Consider the following 16,102-nt stretch of genomic DNA (forward strand, 5'->3'; position numbering starts at 1 on the left):
GCCACAGTGTGGGCCCCGGCGAAGAAGCCGCTCTACTTGAGCACCAGCTTCGTCACGGTGAAGCCGCCAGCGAGAACGGTCACGGCACCCGTCTTCGACGCCTTCTTGTCGGCCTTCATGTCGGCGCGGGTGGGCGCGATCGGCTTGCCGGTGTTGTCGAAGGCCTGCTGCTCCAGCCGGTATCCGCGCGGCACGAGCACCGTGCGCACGGTCGGCGCGTTCGCCGCGCTGACGTAGACGGTGGAGTCCCCAGCCGGCCCGGTCACCGAGATCGACGAGATGAGCGGCTGAATCAGCAGCGCGTCAACGGATGCCGCCCCGTCGGCAGCCCCGACGACCGCGGTGTCCGCGGCCGGGAGCGCCTGCTGCAGCGAGAGCGGGAACAGGCGTCCCGGGGCATCCGTGATGCCCTGTGCCCCCGCGCCGCCGTTATCCGTGCTGCCCAGTGTCGCCGTGGCGGAGGACCAGGCCGTTGCGCCGGAAGCCGCCTCGGTCTGGTTCACGATCGGGTACACATTGCGGGTCTGGTCGGCGGCAGGGACGGGGATGCGGAGCGAGTCCCCCGCGGCCAGGGCCACGTAGGCGCCGCCGGAGATGTTGGCCTCGCCGGTCCAGGAGGACGGCGGCCGCACCACGGTTCCGCTGCCGGAGATGGTGCCGGACTCGGCCTCGACGACGCTCAGCCCGACGGTCGCGACGGTCTTGTCGATGCCGAGGGCCTTCGCCTTCAGCACCGGGTTCGCGTCCAGGGTGAGCATGGTCATCAGGGCGTGGATGGTGGATTCAGCGCCCGAGTTGGGGTTGAGACGGCCGTCCTGCTCGATGCCGTCGATGGAGGTTCCCGTGGCCGGGTTGTAGGCCGGGGCGCCGTTGGGGTTGGCGCCGAAGAACCAGCCGGCGGTCACGGCCGCCAGGTCGATCAGACCGGGGGCGTTCGCGGCCTTCGCGGTCGCGACGAGTCCCTGCACGCGGGAGTCCACGCCGTAGGCGATCTGCGCTTCGCCGGGAGTGGGGCTCCAGGCGTTGTCCGGTCCGCCCGCGGCGAGCAGCTGCGGGGTGAACTGGGCGGTGTCCTTGACGGCGGCGGCGAGCAGGTCGGAGCGGCCGAGCACGGTAGAGGCGGTGGCGACGGATGCCGGGGTGAGCCCACCCCACGCGTGCCAGAGGGTCTGCGACTTGTTCCAGGGCATGATCGCGCCGAAGGGCCACTGGCTGGCGGAGCCGGAGGACATCGCGGCGACACCTTCCGTGAGCTGGGTGAGGGCGGTGCGCGCGGATTCGTCGGCCGGGGCGGCCACGACGTAGGCGGAGAGGCCGAGGGCGGCCTCGGCGGAGGCATCCGCCCCGCCCGCGATCAGCCAGGCCGGCACCTTCACGCCGTCGGCGATGTCAAAGGTGTCGTGCTTGCCGAGCGACTGGCGCTCGAGGGAGTCGAGTGAGAGGTGCAGCCGCTCCTGCAGGAACGCGGCGAACTCGGGGTCGGCGTCCTTGAACGCCGCGTAGCCCTCGCCGAGGGCCCAGACGGTGCGGGCCACCCAGTAGGACTCGGCCGAGTCGCTCGGGTCGGGCAGTTCCACCGGGGTGGCGCTGGGCGTCAGGGTGCCGTCGGCCTGCTGCCAGAGCACGACGTTGCCGGCGTTCGGCCCGCTCGCGGTCTGCAGGTAGGTCAGGGAGCGCAGCGTCTGCAGCGCGTGTTCCCGGCTGGCGGCGTCGCCGGTCAGCTGCCAGTGGCGCAGGTAGACGACCGCCGTGCGGGCGATGTCGTCGGCGTTGAACGCACCCTGGCTCCAGTGCCCGGTCGCGGGGTCGAGCGACCCGCCGCCGACCCGGTCGTAGGTTCCGTCCGCCAACTTGTTCGAGTAGGTCCACGGCGCCTGCGCGGTAGGCTGCTCGGCGAGACGGTAGGTCGTGTGCTCCGGCAGGGCGGTCAACGGCACGGTGTCGAGCAAGAAGTCGAGGTGGGACAGGTTGGTCAGCGGCGGGGTCGACGGTTGGGGCGACGGCTGGGTCGACGGCGCGGAGGCCGCCGGCGCGGAACGGATGTTGCCGGGCGGCGATGCGGCCGCGGCGGCGGTCCCGGCTCCCATCAGGATCATCGAAACCGCGGCGGCGAGGGCCACGGTCTTCCTGGTCGATCGAGATCGTGTCGTGTGTGAGCGAACAGCGTTGTACGTCATGTCTTCTCTCCTGGTTCGAGCGTTGAACCGGTTCAGTAGTCCCAACTAAACCGGTTAAGGTGCGGCCTGTCAAGAGAATCGGTCGATTACGTCCCCCATTCGGGGTCCGACCGGACGCGACCGTGAAAGTGCCCGTTCCGGTCGAGAGTGACTCGCACAGCGGGCACTCTCGACCGGAACGGGCACTGTCGGGCGGGTTCCAGGGGAGAACCTGCGGAACAGATCCGCTCCGCTCAACCCGACCGGACGCATCCGTGTGGCTCAGCTTCGGATGACCGGAACCTTTTTGCTCGACTCCGCCTGCTCGGGCACCGGCACTCGCACCTCGAGCATGCCGTCCCGATAGGAGGCCGTCACTTCCTCTTCCTTGCACCCCCGCGGCAGCGCGATGTCCCGCAGGAACGACCCGTACCGGAATTCGGACCGGTAGCCGTCCTTGCCCTTGTACTCGGATTTTTCCTCCCGCTGCGCCTGGATGTGCAGCACTCCCTCGCTCACGGAGATGTCGACATCCTTCTCCGGGTCGATGCCGGGCATTTCCGCCTTGATCACGAGACTGTTGCCGTCGCGGAACTCCTCCACCCGCATGGTCGGGGTGTCCCAGTCCCCCTCGAAGAAGCGCCGGACGGGCTCCGGCATTTCGAAACGTTCGCGTTTTGCAATGGCAGCCATGATGATGTCTCCTCCATGTTCCTGTGTTGCTCCGGATGCCGCATACAGTACCCCGCGGCACGGCGGCGCGCTCGGCCGTGCCGGTGCGCCTCAGCGCACGATCTTGAAGTTCAGCAAGGGGGTGCCGAGGGCTCCCCACAGCCTCAGCCAGATCGGCAGCAACATTTCCGAGGTCCGCGCGGTCGTGATGTCGCCGAGGTCGATCACATCCGTGTGCCCCAGATCGGTCAGCAGAGCGGTCACCGTCTTCTTCGCCTCGGCGTCGTTGCCCGACACGAAGACGCTGTGCTCGCCCCCGGCCACCAGGCCCGGGTTCATCATCAGAGCGGCGCTCATCGTGTTGAGCGACTTGACCACCTTCGCCACGGGATAGGCCCGATGGATCTGCTCGCCCAGTGAATCCCGGTTGCAGACCGTGAGCGACGGCGGCATCCCGTGCGAGAAGTCCAGCGGATTGGCGATGTCCAGCAGCACCTTGCCGGCCAGGTTGCCGGCCCCGGTGCGGGCCGGCACGGTGAGCGAGGCCGCGCCGTTGGTGGCGTTCACCACCAGTTCGGTGGCTTCGGCCGCGCGGGCGAAGCGGGCCAGGCCGATCCCGGGATGCGCCGTGAACCACTCCGAGATCGGCGGGCTCTCCATCGCGTCCGCGCCCACCCGGGCCAGTGTGCCGGCCGGGTCCCGGGTGCCGAGCGTGACCTCGTGGCCCTGCCCGGCCAGCGCCGCTCCCAGCATCCGCCCCACGGTTCCCGTACCCAGAAGGGCAATCTTCATGATCGGTACTCCTTCATGTCGTGCAGGTGAGGTTGGGCCGGCTCAGTCCGAGTGATTCTCTCGTGCATTATGACCGCGTTCGCGCCACTGGGGCGAGATGACGCCAACGGATGTGACGCAGCCGGTTCACAGGCACCCGACCTAGCCTGAACGCATGTCCGACACCCTCCAGCGCGAGATCGACCAAGGCAGCGGTTCGCACCATCCCATCCGGCGGTTGCTGCGCCGGTGCCGGGCCTGGGTGGAGCGGTATCCGCGCATCCGCTGGCTGTACCGGCTGGCCGTCGGCCTGCTCGGCGCGTTCGTGGTCACCCTCGGTCTCCTGCTTGTGCCCCTGCCCGGGCCCGGCTGGCTGGTCGTGTTCCTCGGGATCGCCATCCTGGGCACGGAGTTCCCCGCCGCGCACCGCGTCGGCGTGCTGCTCCGGCGCATCCTCACCAGCGTCTGGGGCTGGTGGAAGACCCGGCGAGCCGCGGCCAGGGCCCGGCGCGCCGACCGCTCACCGCGCGCCTACGGAATCGAATCCGCCTAGGCCCGGCACGCCGGGCTCTCTCCGTCGGCGACGAGCGCCACGGCCGAAGCGGGCGCCCCGCTATGCCCGGCCCGGCCCCGCTCCCCTAACGAATTCGACGGAGATTTTGACCAGAACCGGCCGAAACGGGCCCGACACTCCGGCGACAGAGCCCTTTTCCGAAAAATCTCCGTCGAATTGGTTCAGCGCCTCGACGCGTCAGCGCCTCGACGCGTCAGTGCCTCGACGCGTCAGTGCCTCGACGCGTCAGCGCCCCGACGCCCCGACGACAGAGGTGCCGATGGGCGGAACTACGGTCAGCTGGTCGGACGCACGACCAGCACGGGGCACTTCGCGTGCCGCACGCACTGCTCACTGACCGAGCCGAGCAGCATGCCGGCCAGGCCGCCGCGACCTCGGGGGCCCACCACGAGCATCCGTGCACCCTTGGCGATCTCGGTCAGGCACTTCACCGGGCTCGCGTAGACGGCGCGGTAGTCGACCTCGACATCCGGATGCTTCGCCACCTCGGCGCGCACATCGCGGGCAAGTTCGTCGCGCACCGCCTCGGCATACTCCTCGAGGGAGGAGACGTAGCCGAATTCCCAGTTGGCCGGCCGCGAGGCCGTGTCAATGGACCAGGCGCGCACCACCACGACGGGCGCGTGCAACTGCCCGGCGATCTCGAGGGCGGCGCTCAGGGCATGGGTGGCGTAGTCCGACCCATCGTGGCCGACCACGATGCTGTTCGGAGGGAGCGGGGGCTGTTCTGGCTGTAGGTCCGACATGACCCCACGCTACTCCTGGCCGGGCCTTCCCAGCACTCTCCCGCCGCGTGGCGGTAAGGTCTCCCCCATGACGTACCTGCGGACGCCACGTCGCAAACTGCTCGCGCTGGTCACGCTCGTCACGCTGGTCGTGGTGGGCGTGGGGCTGTTCTGGGGCGGAACCGTGCGCAAGATCGAGACCCTCGCCGGCCCCGCGGTCTTCGACCCGGGCGCCATCATCAGCGACTACAACTTCTTCAACCCCGACGCGATGACCGCGAACGAGATCCAGGACTTCCTGGAGGAGCGGCACTGCACCGCATCCGACGGAGTCCCCTGCCTGTGGGAGTACCGCGAGAGCACCGTGACCCAGCCCGCTCAGGGCGCCGGGCACTGCGCCGCCTACCCGGGCGCCGCCGCGGAACCGGCCAGCCGCATCATCGCGAAGGTCGCGGAGGCCTGCACCATCAGCCCGCGCGTGCTGCTGGCGCTGCTGCAGAAGGAGCAGTCCCTGCTGACCCGGCCCACGGCATCCGGTTATCTGCGCGCCACCGGCTACGGCTGCCCCGACACCGCCGACTGCGACGCGCAGTACTTCGGGTTCTTCAACCAGGTCTACCGCGCGGCCTGGCAGTTCCGGCAGTACACCCAGGAGCCCGACCGCACCTACCAGGTGGGCAGCGTCGACGTGAGCTACAACCCGGATGCCGTCTGCGGGGCGTCACCGGTCGAGATCCGCAACCAGGCCACCGCGAACCTCTACAACTACACGCCATACCAGCCGAACCCCGCGGCGCTCGCCCAGCCGGGCTCCGACGGTGACGGATGCTCCACGTACGGCAACCTGAACTTCTGGGTGTTCTACAACAAGTGGTTCGGGTCGTCGGATGCGCTCGGGTACCCGGCGGCGTTCGCGTCCTGCCTCAACCTGGTCGGCGGCCAGCCCTGCCGCGAACAGGGACTGCTGCCCGGGTCCTGAGCGTCGCGCGTTCTCCGCGCAGAGCTTAATCGCCCTGAGCGCCTCGGCTCCACAGGACCCGGGCGCCCGGCCCGGCAAGATCCGGGCCGCGACGAGCTCGATCCCCGGTCAGGCTGCATTTTCTTCAGAGACGCCCTCACACCGGCCAGCACAACTTGCGGTGACACGCCCGCCGGGCGGCGGAGGCCATCCGCCCGGATTCCCAGCCGGCACGGACCGGCCGCCCACTCCACCTGCCTAGACTCCTGGCGATGACTACGAGCGGTCGATCGGGTTTTTCGCCGACCGGCTGCCGCAATCGAAAGGAATCACCTTGAACAAGCACACGATCAACCCGGCATCCGCCACCTCCCGCACCAAGCGCATCGCCCTCGGGGCAGCCTCCGTGCTGACCGCCGGCGCTCTCCTCGGGGTCGGCGCCCAGGGCGCCACCGCCGCTCCCCGCAGCCCCGGCGCCGAGCACAGCGCGAGCACCAGCGGGGACGCCGCCGCCACATCGAATGGCGCATTCCTCGCGTCACTCGCGATGGAGCTCCGCGGCGACCTCTCCCACGGGCAGAGCGGGAACGTTAAGGCCCAGAAGGTGGCTGCCACCATTTCCACGCACGCCGAGCTCTTCGACAGCCTGCCGGCGAACCTGCAGACCGACCTGACCACCCTCAAGGACGCCTCCGGCGCAACCGACCGGGCGGCCGCCGTGGACACCGTGCGCACCACCGCCCTGGCGGGAGGATACGGCGAGGAGATCACGAAGATCGCCGAGGCCGTGCGGGACAACCCGAAGCACCCGCTGACCGCCGCCCTGCGCGCCGCCCTGAGCGGTGACCTCGGGACCAGGTCGGGCACCGCGACGGGCACAACGTCGGCCACCGCATCGGGCACCACGTCGGGCACCGCATCGGGCACCGATCAGGAGGCGGCCGAGGCTGCCGGCCCCTCGGCGACGGAGCTGGCCCTCAAGCTCGCCGACAACCCGGCGCTGCTCTCGAAGTTGCCGGCTGACCTGCAGGCCGACCTGGCCGCGTTGAAGAACGCGCCCGCCGACCAGCAGGAGGCCGCCGCGCAGGCGATCGAAACCGCCGCCCGGAACGGCGACTACGGCACCGTGATCCAGAAGATCGTCGAGCGGGTCCAGGCGCACGCCGCAGCCGGGCCTGACACCGACACCGGTGCCGACGCCGACGCCGACGTTCACGCCGGAAACTAACACCGCAGAACAACGGATGGCCGGAAGCGCACCGCGCTTCCGGCCATCCGTTTCTCCGTGTACTGACCGCCGCCCTACTGCCCGGGGGCCCGGTAGGACGGCCTCTTCTTCGCAGCCTGGTCGAGATCCTCCGGCGTCATGAGCGGCTTCAGCTTCACGGTCACGTTGCCGGTGCCGTTGATCATGAGAGAGAGTGCGGCGACGCTGGCATCGTCCGGCACGTCCAGGACGTCCAGCACATCGGTGTCACCGAAGGCGTAGTAGAAGCATTCCAACGAGCCGCCCACCGATTTGAGGGCGTCGACGAGGGCCTCCCGGCGCTTCGTTCCGTCTTCGCGCATGAGGCCCTTGATGCCCCTGGCCCACGTAGTTCGCTTCGAAAAGAAATTTGGCCATGATCTTTCCTGTCCCGTGACGTTGAGGAGGCGGGCGTGCGACTGTGCCCGACCCCGATGGAGGGAAGGTCCCTGAGGCGGCCCCGGAACGGGACCGCCTCACATCGTAGGTCTGGCCCCACGCTCTGACATCGGTGAGAAGGCCGGGAACCCCTCGGGGTTCCCGGCCTTCTTGTGGGCCGGCTGCTGGTGTGGCTTGTGCTTAGAAGTCCCAGTCCGCGTCTTCGGTGTTGACGGCCTTGCCGATGACGTACGAGGAGCCCGACCCGGAGAAGAAGTCGTGGTTCTCGTCCGCGTTCGGCGAGAGCGCCGACAGGATGGCCGGGTTCACGTCGGTGACGCTCTTGGGGAACATGGCCTCGTAGCCGAGGTTCATCAGCGCCTTGTTGGCGTTGTAGTGCAGGAACTTCTTGACGTCTTCGGTCAGACCGACCTCATCGTAGAGGTCCTGCGTGTACTGCACCTCGTTTTCGTAGAGCTCGTAGACGAGGTTGAAGGTGTAGTCCTTCATCTCGTCGCGACGCTCCTGCGAGGCGGTCTCGAGCCCCTTCTGGTACTTGTAGCCGATGTAATAGCCGTGCACGGCTTCATCCCGGATGATCAGACGGATGAGGTCGGCCGTGTTGGTGAGCTTGGCGCGGCTGGACCAGTACATCGGCAGGTAGAAGCCCGAGTAGAAGAGGAACGACTCAAGCAGGGTCGAGGCGACCTTGCGCTTGAGCGGGTCGTCGCCCTGGTAGTAGTCCATGACGATCGCGGCCTTCTTCTGAAGGTTCACGTTCTCGGTCGACCAGCGGAACGCCTCGTCGATCTCCTTCGTCGAGCACAGGGTCGAGAAGATCGACGAGTAGCTCTTGGCGTGCACGGACTCCATGAACGCGATGTTCGTGTAGACGGCCTCTTCGTGGGGCGTGATCGCATCCGGGATCAGCGAGACGGCGCCGACGGTGCCCTGAATCGTGTCGAGCAGGGTGAGGCCCGTGAACACGCGCATGGTGAGCTGCTGCTCGACCGGAGTGAGCGTGGCCCAGGACTGCACGTCGTTCGAGAGCGGGATCTTCTCGGGCAGCCAGAAGTTGTTGACGAGGCGGTTCCACACCTCGACGTCTTTTTCGTCTTCGATCTTGTTCCAGTTGATCGCGTCAACGTGGGAGACGAGCTTGAGCTTGTCAATCATTGGTTGTTCCTTAGGTGGCAGTTCAGAGTCGATTCAGCAGTCAGGACGCTCACAGCAAACTCACTCAAAGCATGCATGAAACGCAGCCATCAACCTCGGTACCTTCGAGGGCGAGCTGGCGCAGACGGATGTAGTAAATCGTCTTGATACCCTTGCGCCACGCGTAGATCTGCGCCTTGTTGATGTCGCGGGTGGTGGCGGTGTCCTTGAAGAACAGCGTCAGCGAGAGGCCCTGGTCGACGTGCTGGGTGGCCGCCGCGTAGGTGTCGATGATCTTCTCGGCGCCGATTTCGTAGGCGTCCTGGTAGAAGTCCAGGTTGTCGTTGGTCAGGAACGGCGCCGGGTAGTACACGCGGCCGAGCTTGCCTTCCTTGCGGATCTCGATCTTCGAGGCGATCGGGTGGATCGACGAGGTCGAGTTGTTGATGTACGAGATCGACCCGGTCGGCGGCACGGCCTGCAGGTTCTGGTTGTAGATGCCGTGCGCCATGACGGATGCCTTCAGCTCGGCCCAGTCCGCCTGGGTCGGGATGCTGACGCTCGAGGCCTCGAACAGCTCGACGACCCGGGTCGTCGCCGGCGCCCACACCTGGTCGGTGTACTTGTCGAAGAAGGCACCGGAGGCGTAGGTCGAGTCTTCGAATCCGTCGAAGGCGTGGCCGCGTTCGACGGCCAGCTTGTTCGAGGCGCGGAGGGCGTGGAACAGCACCGTGTAGAAGTAGATGTTGGTGAAGTCGATCCCCTCTTCGCTGCCGTAGTACACCCGCTCGCGGGCAAGGTAGCCGTGCAGGTTCATCTGGCCCAGGCCGATGGCGTGCGACTTGTCGTTGCCGTCTTCGATCGACCGCACCGAGGAGATGTGGCTCTGCTCGGAGACCGCGTTGAGGCCACGGATGGCGGTCTCGACGGTCTTACCGAAGTCGGGCGAGTCCATCGACAGGGCGATGTTCATCGACCCGAGGTTGCAGGAGATGTCCTTGCCGATCTTGTCGTACGACAGGTCCTCGTTGTACGTGGTTGGGGTGTTGACCTGGAGGATCTCCGAGCACAGGTTCGACATGTTGATGCGACCCTTGATCGGGTTCGCCGCGTTGACGGTGTCCTCGAACATGATGTACGGGTAGCCGGACTCGAACTGGATCTCGGCGAGCGTCTGGAAGAAGTCGCGGGCCTTCATCTTCGACTTCTTGATGCGCGGGTCGTCGACCATCTCGTGGTACTTCTCGCTGACGGAGATGTCGGCGAACGGCACCCCGTAGACGCGCTCGACGTCGTAGGGCGAGAACAGGTACATGTCCTCGTCCTTCTTCGCCAGCTCGAACGTGATGTCGGGCACGACGACGCCGAGGGACAGCGTCTTGATCCGCACCTTCTCGTCCGCGTTCTCGCGCTTGGTGTCGAGGAAGCGCATGATGTCGGGGTGGTGCGCGTGCAGGTACACGGCGCCGGCTCCCTGGCGTGCGCCGAGCTGATTGGCGTAGCTGAAGGAGTCTTCGAGCAGCTTCATCACGGGGATGATGCCGCTGGACTGGTTCTCGATCTGCTTGATCGGAGCCCCGGACTCACGGATGTTGCTGAGCAGCAACGCGACGCCGCCGCCACGCTTCGACAACTGCAGCGACGAGTTGATGCCGCGCGAGATCGACTCCATGTTGTCTTCGATCCGGAGCAGGAAGCAGGAGACGAGCTCGCCGCGCTGCGCCTTGCCGGAGTTCAGGAAGGTGGGGGTGGCCGGCTGGAAGCGGCCGGCGATGATCTCCTCGACGAGGGAGATCGCGAGCTGCTCGTCGCCCTGGGCCAGGCCCAGCGCGGTCATCACGACGCGGTCTTCGAAACGCTCGAGGTAACGCTTCCCATCGAAGGTCTTCAGCGTGTAGGAGGTGTAGTACTTGAACGCGCCGAGGAAGGTCTGGAAACGGAACTTCTTCGAGTACGCCAGCTGGTTGAGGCTGGTGATGAAGTCGAACGAGTACTGGTCGAGCACGGCCTGCTCGTAGTACTCCTTCTCGACCAGGTAGTCGAGACGCTCACGCAGGGTGTGGAAGAACACCGTGTTCTGGTTGACGTGCTGCAGGAAGAACTCGCGGGCGGCCTCACGGTCCTTCTCGAACTGGATCTCCCCGTTCGGGCCGTACAGGTTGAGCATGGCGTTGAGCGAGTGGTAATCCATCGCCAGGCCGGCTGCCGGGTGAGTCATCGTCTTCACGGCTGTTGCTTCCAAAATTCTTCCAATCCGTCGTGGACGATGCGCACATCATCCGGAGTTCCGAGTACTTCAAATCGATACATGTGCGGGACCTTGCACTTCGCGGCGATGATGTCGCCCGCGACGCAGAAGGCCTCGCCGAAATTCGTGTTTCCCGCGCCGATGACGCCGCGGATGAGCGAGCGGTTGTGCTCGTCGTTGAGGAACCGGATCACCTGCTTGGGCACGGCTCCCTTGGTCTCACCGCCGCCATACGTCGGCACGACCAGGACATAGGGCTCGTCGACCACCAGCGGTTCGTCTCGCGCGTACAGCGGGATGCGCGCGGCGGGGCGCCCGAGCTTCTCGACGAAGCGTTGCGTATTTCCCGATGTGCTCGAGAAGTAGACGATATCGGTCATAGAACACCCCCTGTGTGTGAATCTGAGAAGCTGGCGCGCACACCACCCGGTGCGGAAATCCCTGCGAAAACGACGAGTGGGCCGGCGGCCGGGGCGGTGCTGCTACGCGAGGCGCTGCGCGAGTTCGTTGATCTTGTCGGGGCGGAAGCCCGACCAGTGGTCCTCGTCGGTGATGACGACGGGGGCCTGCAGGTAGCCGAGGGCCTTGACGGCTTCCAGGGCGTTTTCGTCGACCGAGAGGTCGAGGATTTCGTATTCAATTCCCTTGTTGTCCAGAGCGCGATAGGTCGCGGTGCACTGCACGCAGGAGGGCTTGGTGTAGACCGTGATAGCCATGGGAGTGCCTTTCTCGTCGTTCAGGGATCAGTATTCAAACTCAGTATCAAACTCAGTGTCGAACTCAGTGCTTAAAATCGGTTTTCATTGTGAAATCTGAACTTCAAGGCGTGCTGTGTTGAAGTTCAATACTACATCTAGTGATGCGAAATGGGAACGGCCACTACATGCAGTAGTTACAAGTATGTAGTTATCCACCGACATTCCACCGGTTGTACACAGCCCGACGGATGCGAGTGGCCCCACATTACGCGGAGAACGCCGAAGTTATCCACAGGCGGCGGGCCCCCCGAACTGGAGCCTGTGGAAACTCCGGCGGCGTGTCGGAGCGCGTCGGCCGAAGGCCCCGGCCCGCGCGTCGGGGCCCGCGCGGCGGACCGAGCCTCGCGGCGCACCCTGTGGCCGCCGGAGCAGGTTCGAACCTGCGCCGGCGAACCGAACCTGCGCCGCGAGCGGGACGGCTGCCGCAAACGTCAGGCTCTCGGCATCCCCCGCTCCGTGAGGAACCGGTGGAAGCGTTGCGGCGACAGCACCGTCGCCCAGTCCCAGCGGTCGAAACTCCGCACGTGGAAGCGCAGCGCATCCTCACGGCGTTTCTCGGCCCATACGACGTGGCCGGGGTCCCGATCCCCCAGGACCGCGCCGCGCGTATATTTCAGCTTGCCGTCGAACTCGCCGATTTTGCGGATGCGCCGCCAGTAGAAGTCGACCCAGTAGTCGTGTCCCTGCACGTTGGCGAAGCAGGCCTGAAGTTCAGGGACCTCGAACCCCAGCTGGAACATCCGCACCCGGCTGAGCGATTCTCCGGCGTTGGCCGCGAGGCCGTTGCCGAATCTGATGGCCTGCCCCGCCTGGCGGGCCCCGCACCGCGGGTTCACCGCGGCCAGCTCGTCGAACAGGTCCGTCTTGTTCAGGGCGGGCTGCCCACGGATGCCGCGGAGCGCCTCATCCGCGACCCGCTCCTGCTCCACCCGCAGCGCGTGGTCGATCATCGTGACACCCGCCAGGAAGCTCGTGCCGGCCGCGACGTCGACCAGAGTGCGCGCCAGCGAGGTCACCGCGATGCCGTCCCTCACCACCGTGTCCGGGATCGGGGCACCGCGGTGGCTGGTGGTGAACCGGGCCGTGCTGCCTCCCGTGGCGCCCGGATCCATCGTGTGCACCGTGCGGGGCCACGCTCCGATGATCGGCAGCCCGTGCACGACCGCCGCGGACAGGTGGGAGAGCACGAGCGGCCGTTCCGCGGTCGCGGCCGCCGAGAGCACGAACAGGCGGTACCGCTGGTCGGGATCCGCCGTTCGCCACACCTCACCGCGCACATAGATGCCGCGGCGCGTGCGCACCAACTCCCCCGCGCGGGTGAGCGCACCCACCGCACGTGAGGTGAAGCCGGCTTCCCGGAGGGCGGAGTAGGGGATGAGCTCGGCGTGGCCGGCGGTGACGATGTCCAGAAGTCGGGTCATGCCTCACTCTGGGAGCCGCCGGCTGCCGCGCAGGGTCACGGCGCAGCATCCGTGGATAACCCACGGGAATGGCGCCTGTGGATGAATGACCCCCTGGCGGTGCCGGTGCCCGCGCCCGTGGACGGCGGCGCAACCTGTGCTCGCCGGCGCAGGTTCGAACGTGCGCCGGCGACCCGAACCTGCGCCGCGGGATCTTGCGCGCCGCTCGCACCCGGCCACGGACGGCGAAAGGGCCGGCCCCCTGCATGGGAGCCGGCCCTTCCGGGTCTGACTGTTCGTGCTCGCGGTATTGCGGTGGGTCAGCGACCGCCGGAGCGGCGCTTGTTGTAGACGTCGAATGCGACTGCGGCCAGGAGCACCAGGCCCTTGATCAGCTGCTGGTACTCGGTTCCCACGCCGAGGATGGACATGCCGTTGTTCAGGAGCCCGATGATCAGACCACCGATGATGGCCCCCGTCACGGTGCCGATGCCTCCCGTGACCGCGGCGCCGCCGATGAAGACGGCCGCGATGGCGTCGAGCTCGAAACCGTCACCGGCCTTCGGGTTGGCGAGGTTGAGCTGAGCGGTGAAGATGAGTCCGGCGAGGGCCGCGATCATGCCCATGTTGACGAACAGCAGGAACGTGACCCGCTTGGTCTTGACGCCCGACAACGCGGCGGCGTTGAGGTTGCCGCCGATGGCGTAGACGTGGCGGCCGAAGACGCTGTTCGCCATGACTGCCGCATACACGACGGTCAGGATGCCCAGCACGACGAGCACGATCGGGGTGCCCCGGTAGCTGGCCAGCAGGTACGTGATGTAAAGGATGATCGCGGCGGTGAAGACCAGCTTGACCAGGAACCAGGCGAACGGCTCGTCCTCGACGTCGTACTTCTTGCGGGCGATGCGCGAGCGCACGCCCTGGAGCACGAGCAGCGCCGTCGCCAGCACGCCGATGGCGACCGTCAGCGGTTCGAGCACGCTCGTTCCGCCGCCCAGGTCGGGCAGAAACCCGCTGCCGAGCGCACGGAACTCATCCGGGAAGGGCGAGATCTGCTGGTTCTGCAGTGCGATCTGGGTCAGACCGCGGAACGTGAGCATGCCGGCCAGGGTGACGATGAAGGCCGGTATGCCGAAGTACGCGATCCAGAATCCCTGCCACATGCCGACCGCCGCTCCCAGCACGAGGCACAGGATGATGGCGGCCCACCACGGCACGTTCCACTGGGTGATCATCACTCCCGCCATGGCCCCGGTGAAGGCAACCACGGATCCGACCGACAGGTCGATGTGGCCGGCGATGATGATCATCACCATGCCGACGGCCAGGATCAGGATGTAGCTGTTCTGGACGATCAGGTTGGAGACGTTGATGGGCTTGAGAGTGATGCCGCTGGTCGCCACCTGGAAGAAGATGGTGATCGCGATCAGCGCAATGATCAAGCCAATTTGCCGTAGCTGGCCGCCGAGGTAGTTTAGTGCGGTTTTGAACGCGCTCATCGGTTGTCCTTCGCCCTTTCCTGAGTCATGTGTTGCATAAGGTATTCGGCCGTGGCCTGGCCACGAGGAACGTCGGCCGTGATGCGGCCCTCGAAGATCGTGTAGATGCGATCGCAGATCCCGATCAGTTCGGGCAACTCGGACGAGATGACGATCACGCCCTTGCCTTCATCGGCGAGTTTGTTGATGATGCCGTAGATCTCGTACTTGGCTCCCACGTCGATGCCGCGGGTGGGCTCGTCGAGGATGAGGACATCCGGGTCGGAGAACATCCACTTGGACAGCACGACCTTCTGCTGGTTGCCGCCGGAGAGTTTTCCGGTCAGGGCTTCCACGTTGGGGGCCTTGATGTTCATGCTCTTGCGGTAGCCCTCGGCGATGACCGCCTCCTTGTTGGAGTCCACCCAGCCGTTACGGGCGATCTTCTTCAGGGAGACGAGGGAGATATTGCGCTTGATGTCCTCGATCAGGTTGAGGCCGTAGCGTTTGCGGTCTTCGGTCGCGTAGGCGAGACCGTTGTCGATCGCGGCCGTCACCGTGCTGGTGTTGACCTCGACGCCGTTCTTGAAGACCCTGCCCGAGATGTTGTGACCGTAGCTGTGGCCGAAAACGCTCATCGCCAGTTCGGTGCGCCCGGCGCCCATCAGCCCGGCGATTCCGACGATTTCGCCGGCCCTGACCGTGATGTTGGCACTCTTGACGACCTGGCGCTGGTGGTCGAGGGGGTGGTAGACGTTCCAGTCCGCGACTCGCAGCAGTTCTTCGCCGATGCGGGGCACGTGGTCCGGGTAGCGGCTGCCGAGGTCGCGGCCGACCATGCCCTTGATGATCCGCTCTTCCGAAATGTCATCGGTGTGCATGTCGAGGGTTTCGATCAGCTTGCCGTCACGGATGATCGTGACCTCGTCTGCGACCGCCTTGATCTCGTTCAGCTTGTGGCTGATCATGATCGAGGTGATGCCCTGGCCCTTGAGGTGCTTCATCAGGTCGAGCAGGTTGGCCGAGTCCTCGTCGTTGAGGGCGGCGGTGGGCTCGTCCAGAATGAGGAGCTTGACCTCCTTCGACAGCGCCTTGGCGATTTCCACGAGTTGCTGCTTGCCGACGCCGATGTCGCGCACCTTGGTGATGGGATTGTCCTTGAGACCGACCCGGGCCAGCAGCTTCGCCGCCTCGAGGTTGGTCTTGTTCCAGTCGATCCAGCCGTTGGTCTGCTGCTCATTGCCGAGAAAGATGTTCTCGGCGATGGACAGGTACGGGCTGAGCGCGAGTTCCTGGTGGATGATGACGACTCCGGTGGCTTCGGATTCGTTGATGGATTTGAAGGCGACCGTCTCGTTTTCGAAGACGATCTCGCCGTCGTAGGTGCCGGCCGGGTAGACACCCGACAGCACCTTCATCAGGGTGGATTTTCCTGCGCCATTCTCACCGCAGATTGCGTGAATGTGTCCTCGCTGCACCTCGAGCGACACATCCTGGAGGGCTTTGACTCCGGGGAAGGTCTTCGTGATGCTGCGCATCTCAAGAATATTTGTGGTCACCGTTACTTCTTCTTCCGTGCG

The 16,102-nt window shown here is 66.1% G+C and carries 15 protein-coding genes; 3 read left to right on the forward strand and 12 right to left on the reverse strand.

What is annotated here, in order from left to right; translation table 11 throughout:
- Nucleotides 1-32: 32 nt before the first annotated feature.
- From E3T42_RS07760 to E3T42_RS07770, 3 genes are all read right to left on the reverse strand, one after another.
- On the reverse strand, nt 33-2,177 hold the full coding sequence (locus E3T42_RS07760; protein WP_198418098.1) for a hypothetical protein: 2,145 nt from the start codon (nt 2,175-2,177) through the stop codon (nt 33-35).
- Nucleotides 2,178-2,438: 261 nt separating this feature from the next.
- Entirely contained in the window at nt 2,439-2,849 is a 411-nt protein-coding gene (locus E3T42_RS07765; protein ID WP_134365646.1) for an Hsp20/alpha crystallin family protein, read from the reverse strand.
- A gap of 90 nt (nt 2,850-2,939) precedes the next feature.
- Complete coding sequence (locus E3T42_RS07770; RefSeq protein ID WP_134402775.1) at nt 2,940-3,620, reverse strand: NADPH-dependent F420 reductase; 681 nt, start codon at nt 3,618-3,620, stop codon at nt 2,940-2,942.
- A 154-nt stretch (nt 3,621-3,774) separates the two neighbouring features.
- Between E3T42_RS07770 and E3T42_RS07775 the strand changes: the two genes are divergently transcribed.
- A complete protein-coding gene (locus E3T42_RS07775) occupies nt 3,775-4,152 on the forward strand; it encodes a PGPGW domain-containing protein (protein WP_134365648.1) in 378 nt (125 codons plus the stop codon).
- Nucleotides 4,153-4,448: 296 nt separating this feature from the next.
- On the opposite strand, the gene E3T42_RS07780 is transcribed toward E3T42_RS07775, so the two are convergent.
- Nucleotides 4,449-4,919 carry a universal stress protein gene (locus E3T42_RS07780; protein ID WP_134365649.1) on the reverse strand — a complete coding sequence of 157 codons (471 nt, stop codon included), beginning with the start codon at nt 4,917-4,919 and terminating at the stop codon, nt 4,449-4,451.
- A 67-nt stretch (nt 4,920-4,986) separates the two neighbouring features.
- Here E3T42_RS07780 and E3T42_RS07785 point away from each other — a divergent pair, with 67 nt between their 5' ends.
- Both E3T42_RS07785 and E3T42_RS07790 read left to right on the forward strand, forming a co-directional pair.
- On the forward strand, nt 4,987-5,877 hold the full coding sequence (locus tag E3T42_RS07785) for a hypothetical protein (RefSeq protein WP_134402776.1): 891 nt from the start codon (nt 4,987-4,989) through the stop codon (nt 5,875-5,877).
- Nucleotides 5,878-6,190: 313 nt separating this feature from the next.
- On the forward strand, nt 6,191-7,084 hold the full coding sequence (locus E3T42_RS07790) for a hypothetical protein (protein WP_134365651.1): 894 nt from the start codon (nt 6,191-6,193) through the stop codon (nt 7,082-7,084).
- A 74-nt stretch (nt 7,085-7,158) separates the two neighbouring features.
- On the opposite strand, the gene E3T42_RS07795 is transcribed toward E3T42_RS07790, so the two are convergent.
- The 8 genes from E3T42_RS07795 to mmsA all read right to left on the reverse strand — a co-directional run bounded on the left by E3T42_RS07795 (nt 7,159) and on the right by mmsA (nt 16,081).
- Entirely contained in the window at nt 7,159-7,425 is a 267-nt protein-coding gene (locus tag E3T42_RS07795) for a GYD domain-containing protein (RefSeq protein WP_241975913.1), read from the reverse strand.
- A 256-nt stretch (nt 7,426-7,681) separates the two neighbouring features.
- Entirely contained in the window at nt 7,682-8,656 is a 975-nt protein-coding gene (gene nrdF, locus E3T42_RS07800; RefSeq protein ID WP_134365652.1) for a class 1b ribonucleoside-diphosphate reductase subunit beta, read from the reverse strand.
- 64 nt (nt 8,657-8,720) lie between these two features.
- Nucleotides 8,721-10,853: a class 1b ribonucleoside-diphosphate reductase subunit alpha gene (gene nrdE / locus E3T42_RS07805; RefSeq protein WP_134365707.1), complete on the reverse strand. Its 2,133-nt coding sequence runs from the start codon at nt 10,851-10,853 to the stop codon at nt 8,721-8,723.
- A gap of 5 nt (nt 10,854-10,858) precedes the next feature.
- Complete coding sequence (nrdI, locus tag E3T42_RS07810) at nt 10,859-11,263, reverse strand: class Ib ribonucleoside-diphosphate reductase assembly flavoprotein NrdI (protein WP_134365653.1); 405 nt, start codon at nt 11,261-11,263, stop codon at nt 10,859-10,861.
- 102 nt (nt 11,264-11,365) lie between these two features.
- A complete protein-coding gene (gene nrdH, locus E3T42_RS07815; protein WP_134363478.1) occupies nt 11,366-11,599 on the reverse strand; it encodes a glutaredoxin-like protein NrdH in 234 nt (77 codons plus the stop codon).
- Nucleotides 11,600-12,072: 473 nt separating this feature from the next.
- On the reverse strand, nt 12,073-13,062 hold the full coding sequence (locus tag E3T42_RS07820; RefSeq protein ID WP_134402777.1) for a hypothetical protein: 990 nt from the start codon (nt 13,060-13,062) through the stop codon (nt 12,073-12,075).
- 299 nt (nt 13,063-13,361) lie between these two features.
- Nucleotides 13,362-14,543, reverse strand: coding sequence for a multiple monosaccharide ABC transporter permease (gene mmsB, locus E3T42_RS07825; RefSeq protein ID WP_134365655.1), 1,182 nt, complete (start codon nt 14,541-14,543; stop codon nt 13,362-13,364).
- Nucleotides 14,540-16,081, reverse strand: a complete 1,542-nt coding sequence (gene mmsA / locus E3T42_RS07830; protein WP_134365656.1) for a multiple monosaccharide ABC transporter ATP-binding protein — start codon at nt 16,079-16,081, stop codon at nt 14,540-14,542. The genes mmsB and mmsA overlap by 4 nt, the downstream gene beginning before the upstream one ends.
- Between the last annotated feature and the right edge of the window lie 21 nt (nt 16,082-16,102).

This window comes from Cryobacterium sp. TMT4-10 (genome assembly GCF_004403275.1).
Lineage (GTDB): Bacteria > Actinomycetota > Actinomycetes > Actinomycetales > Microbacteriaceae > Cryobacterium > Cryobacterium shii.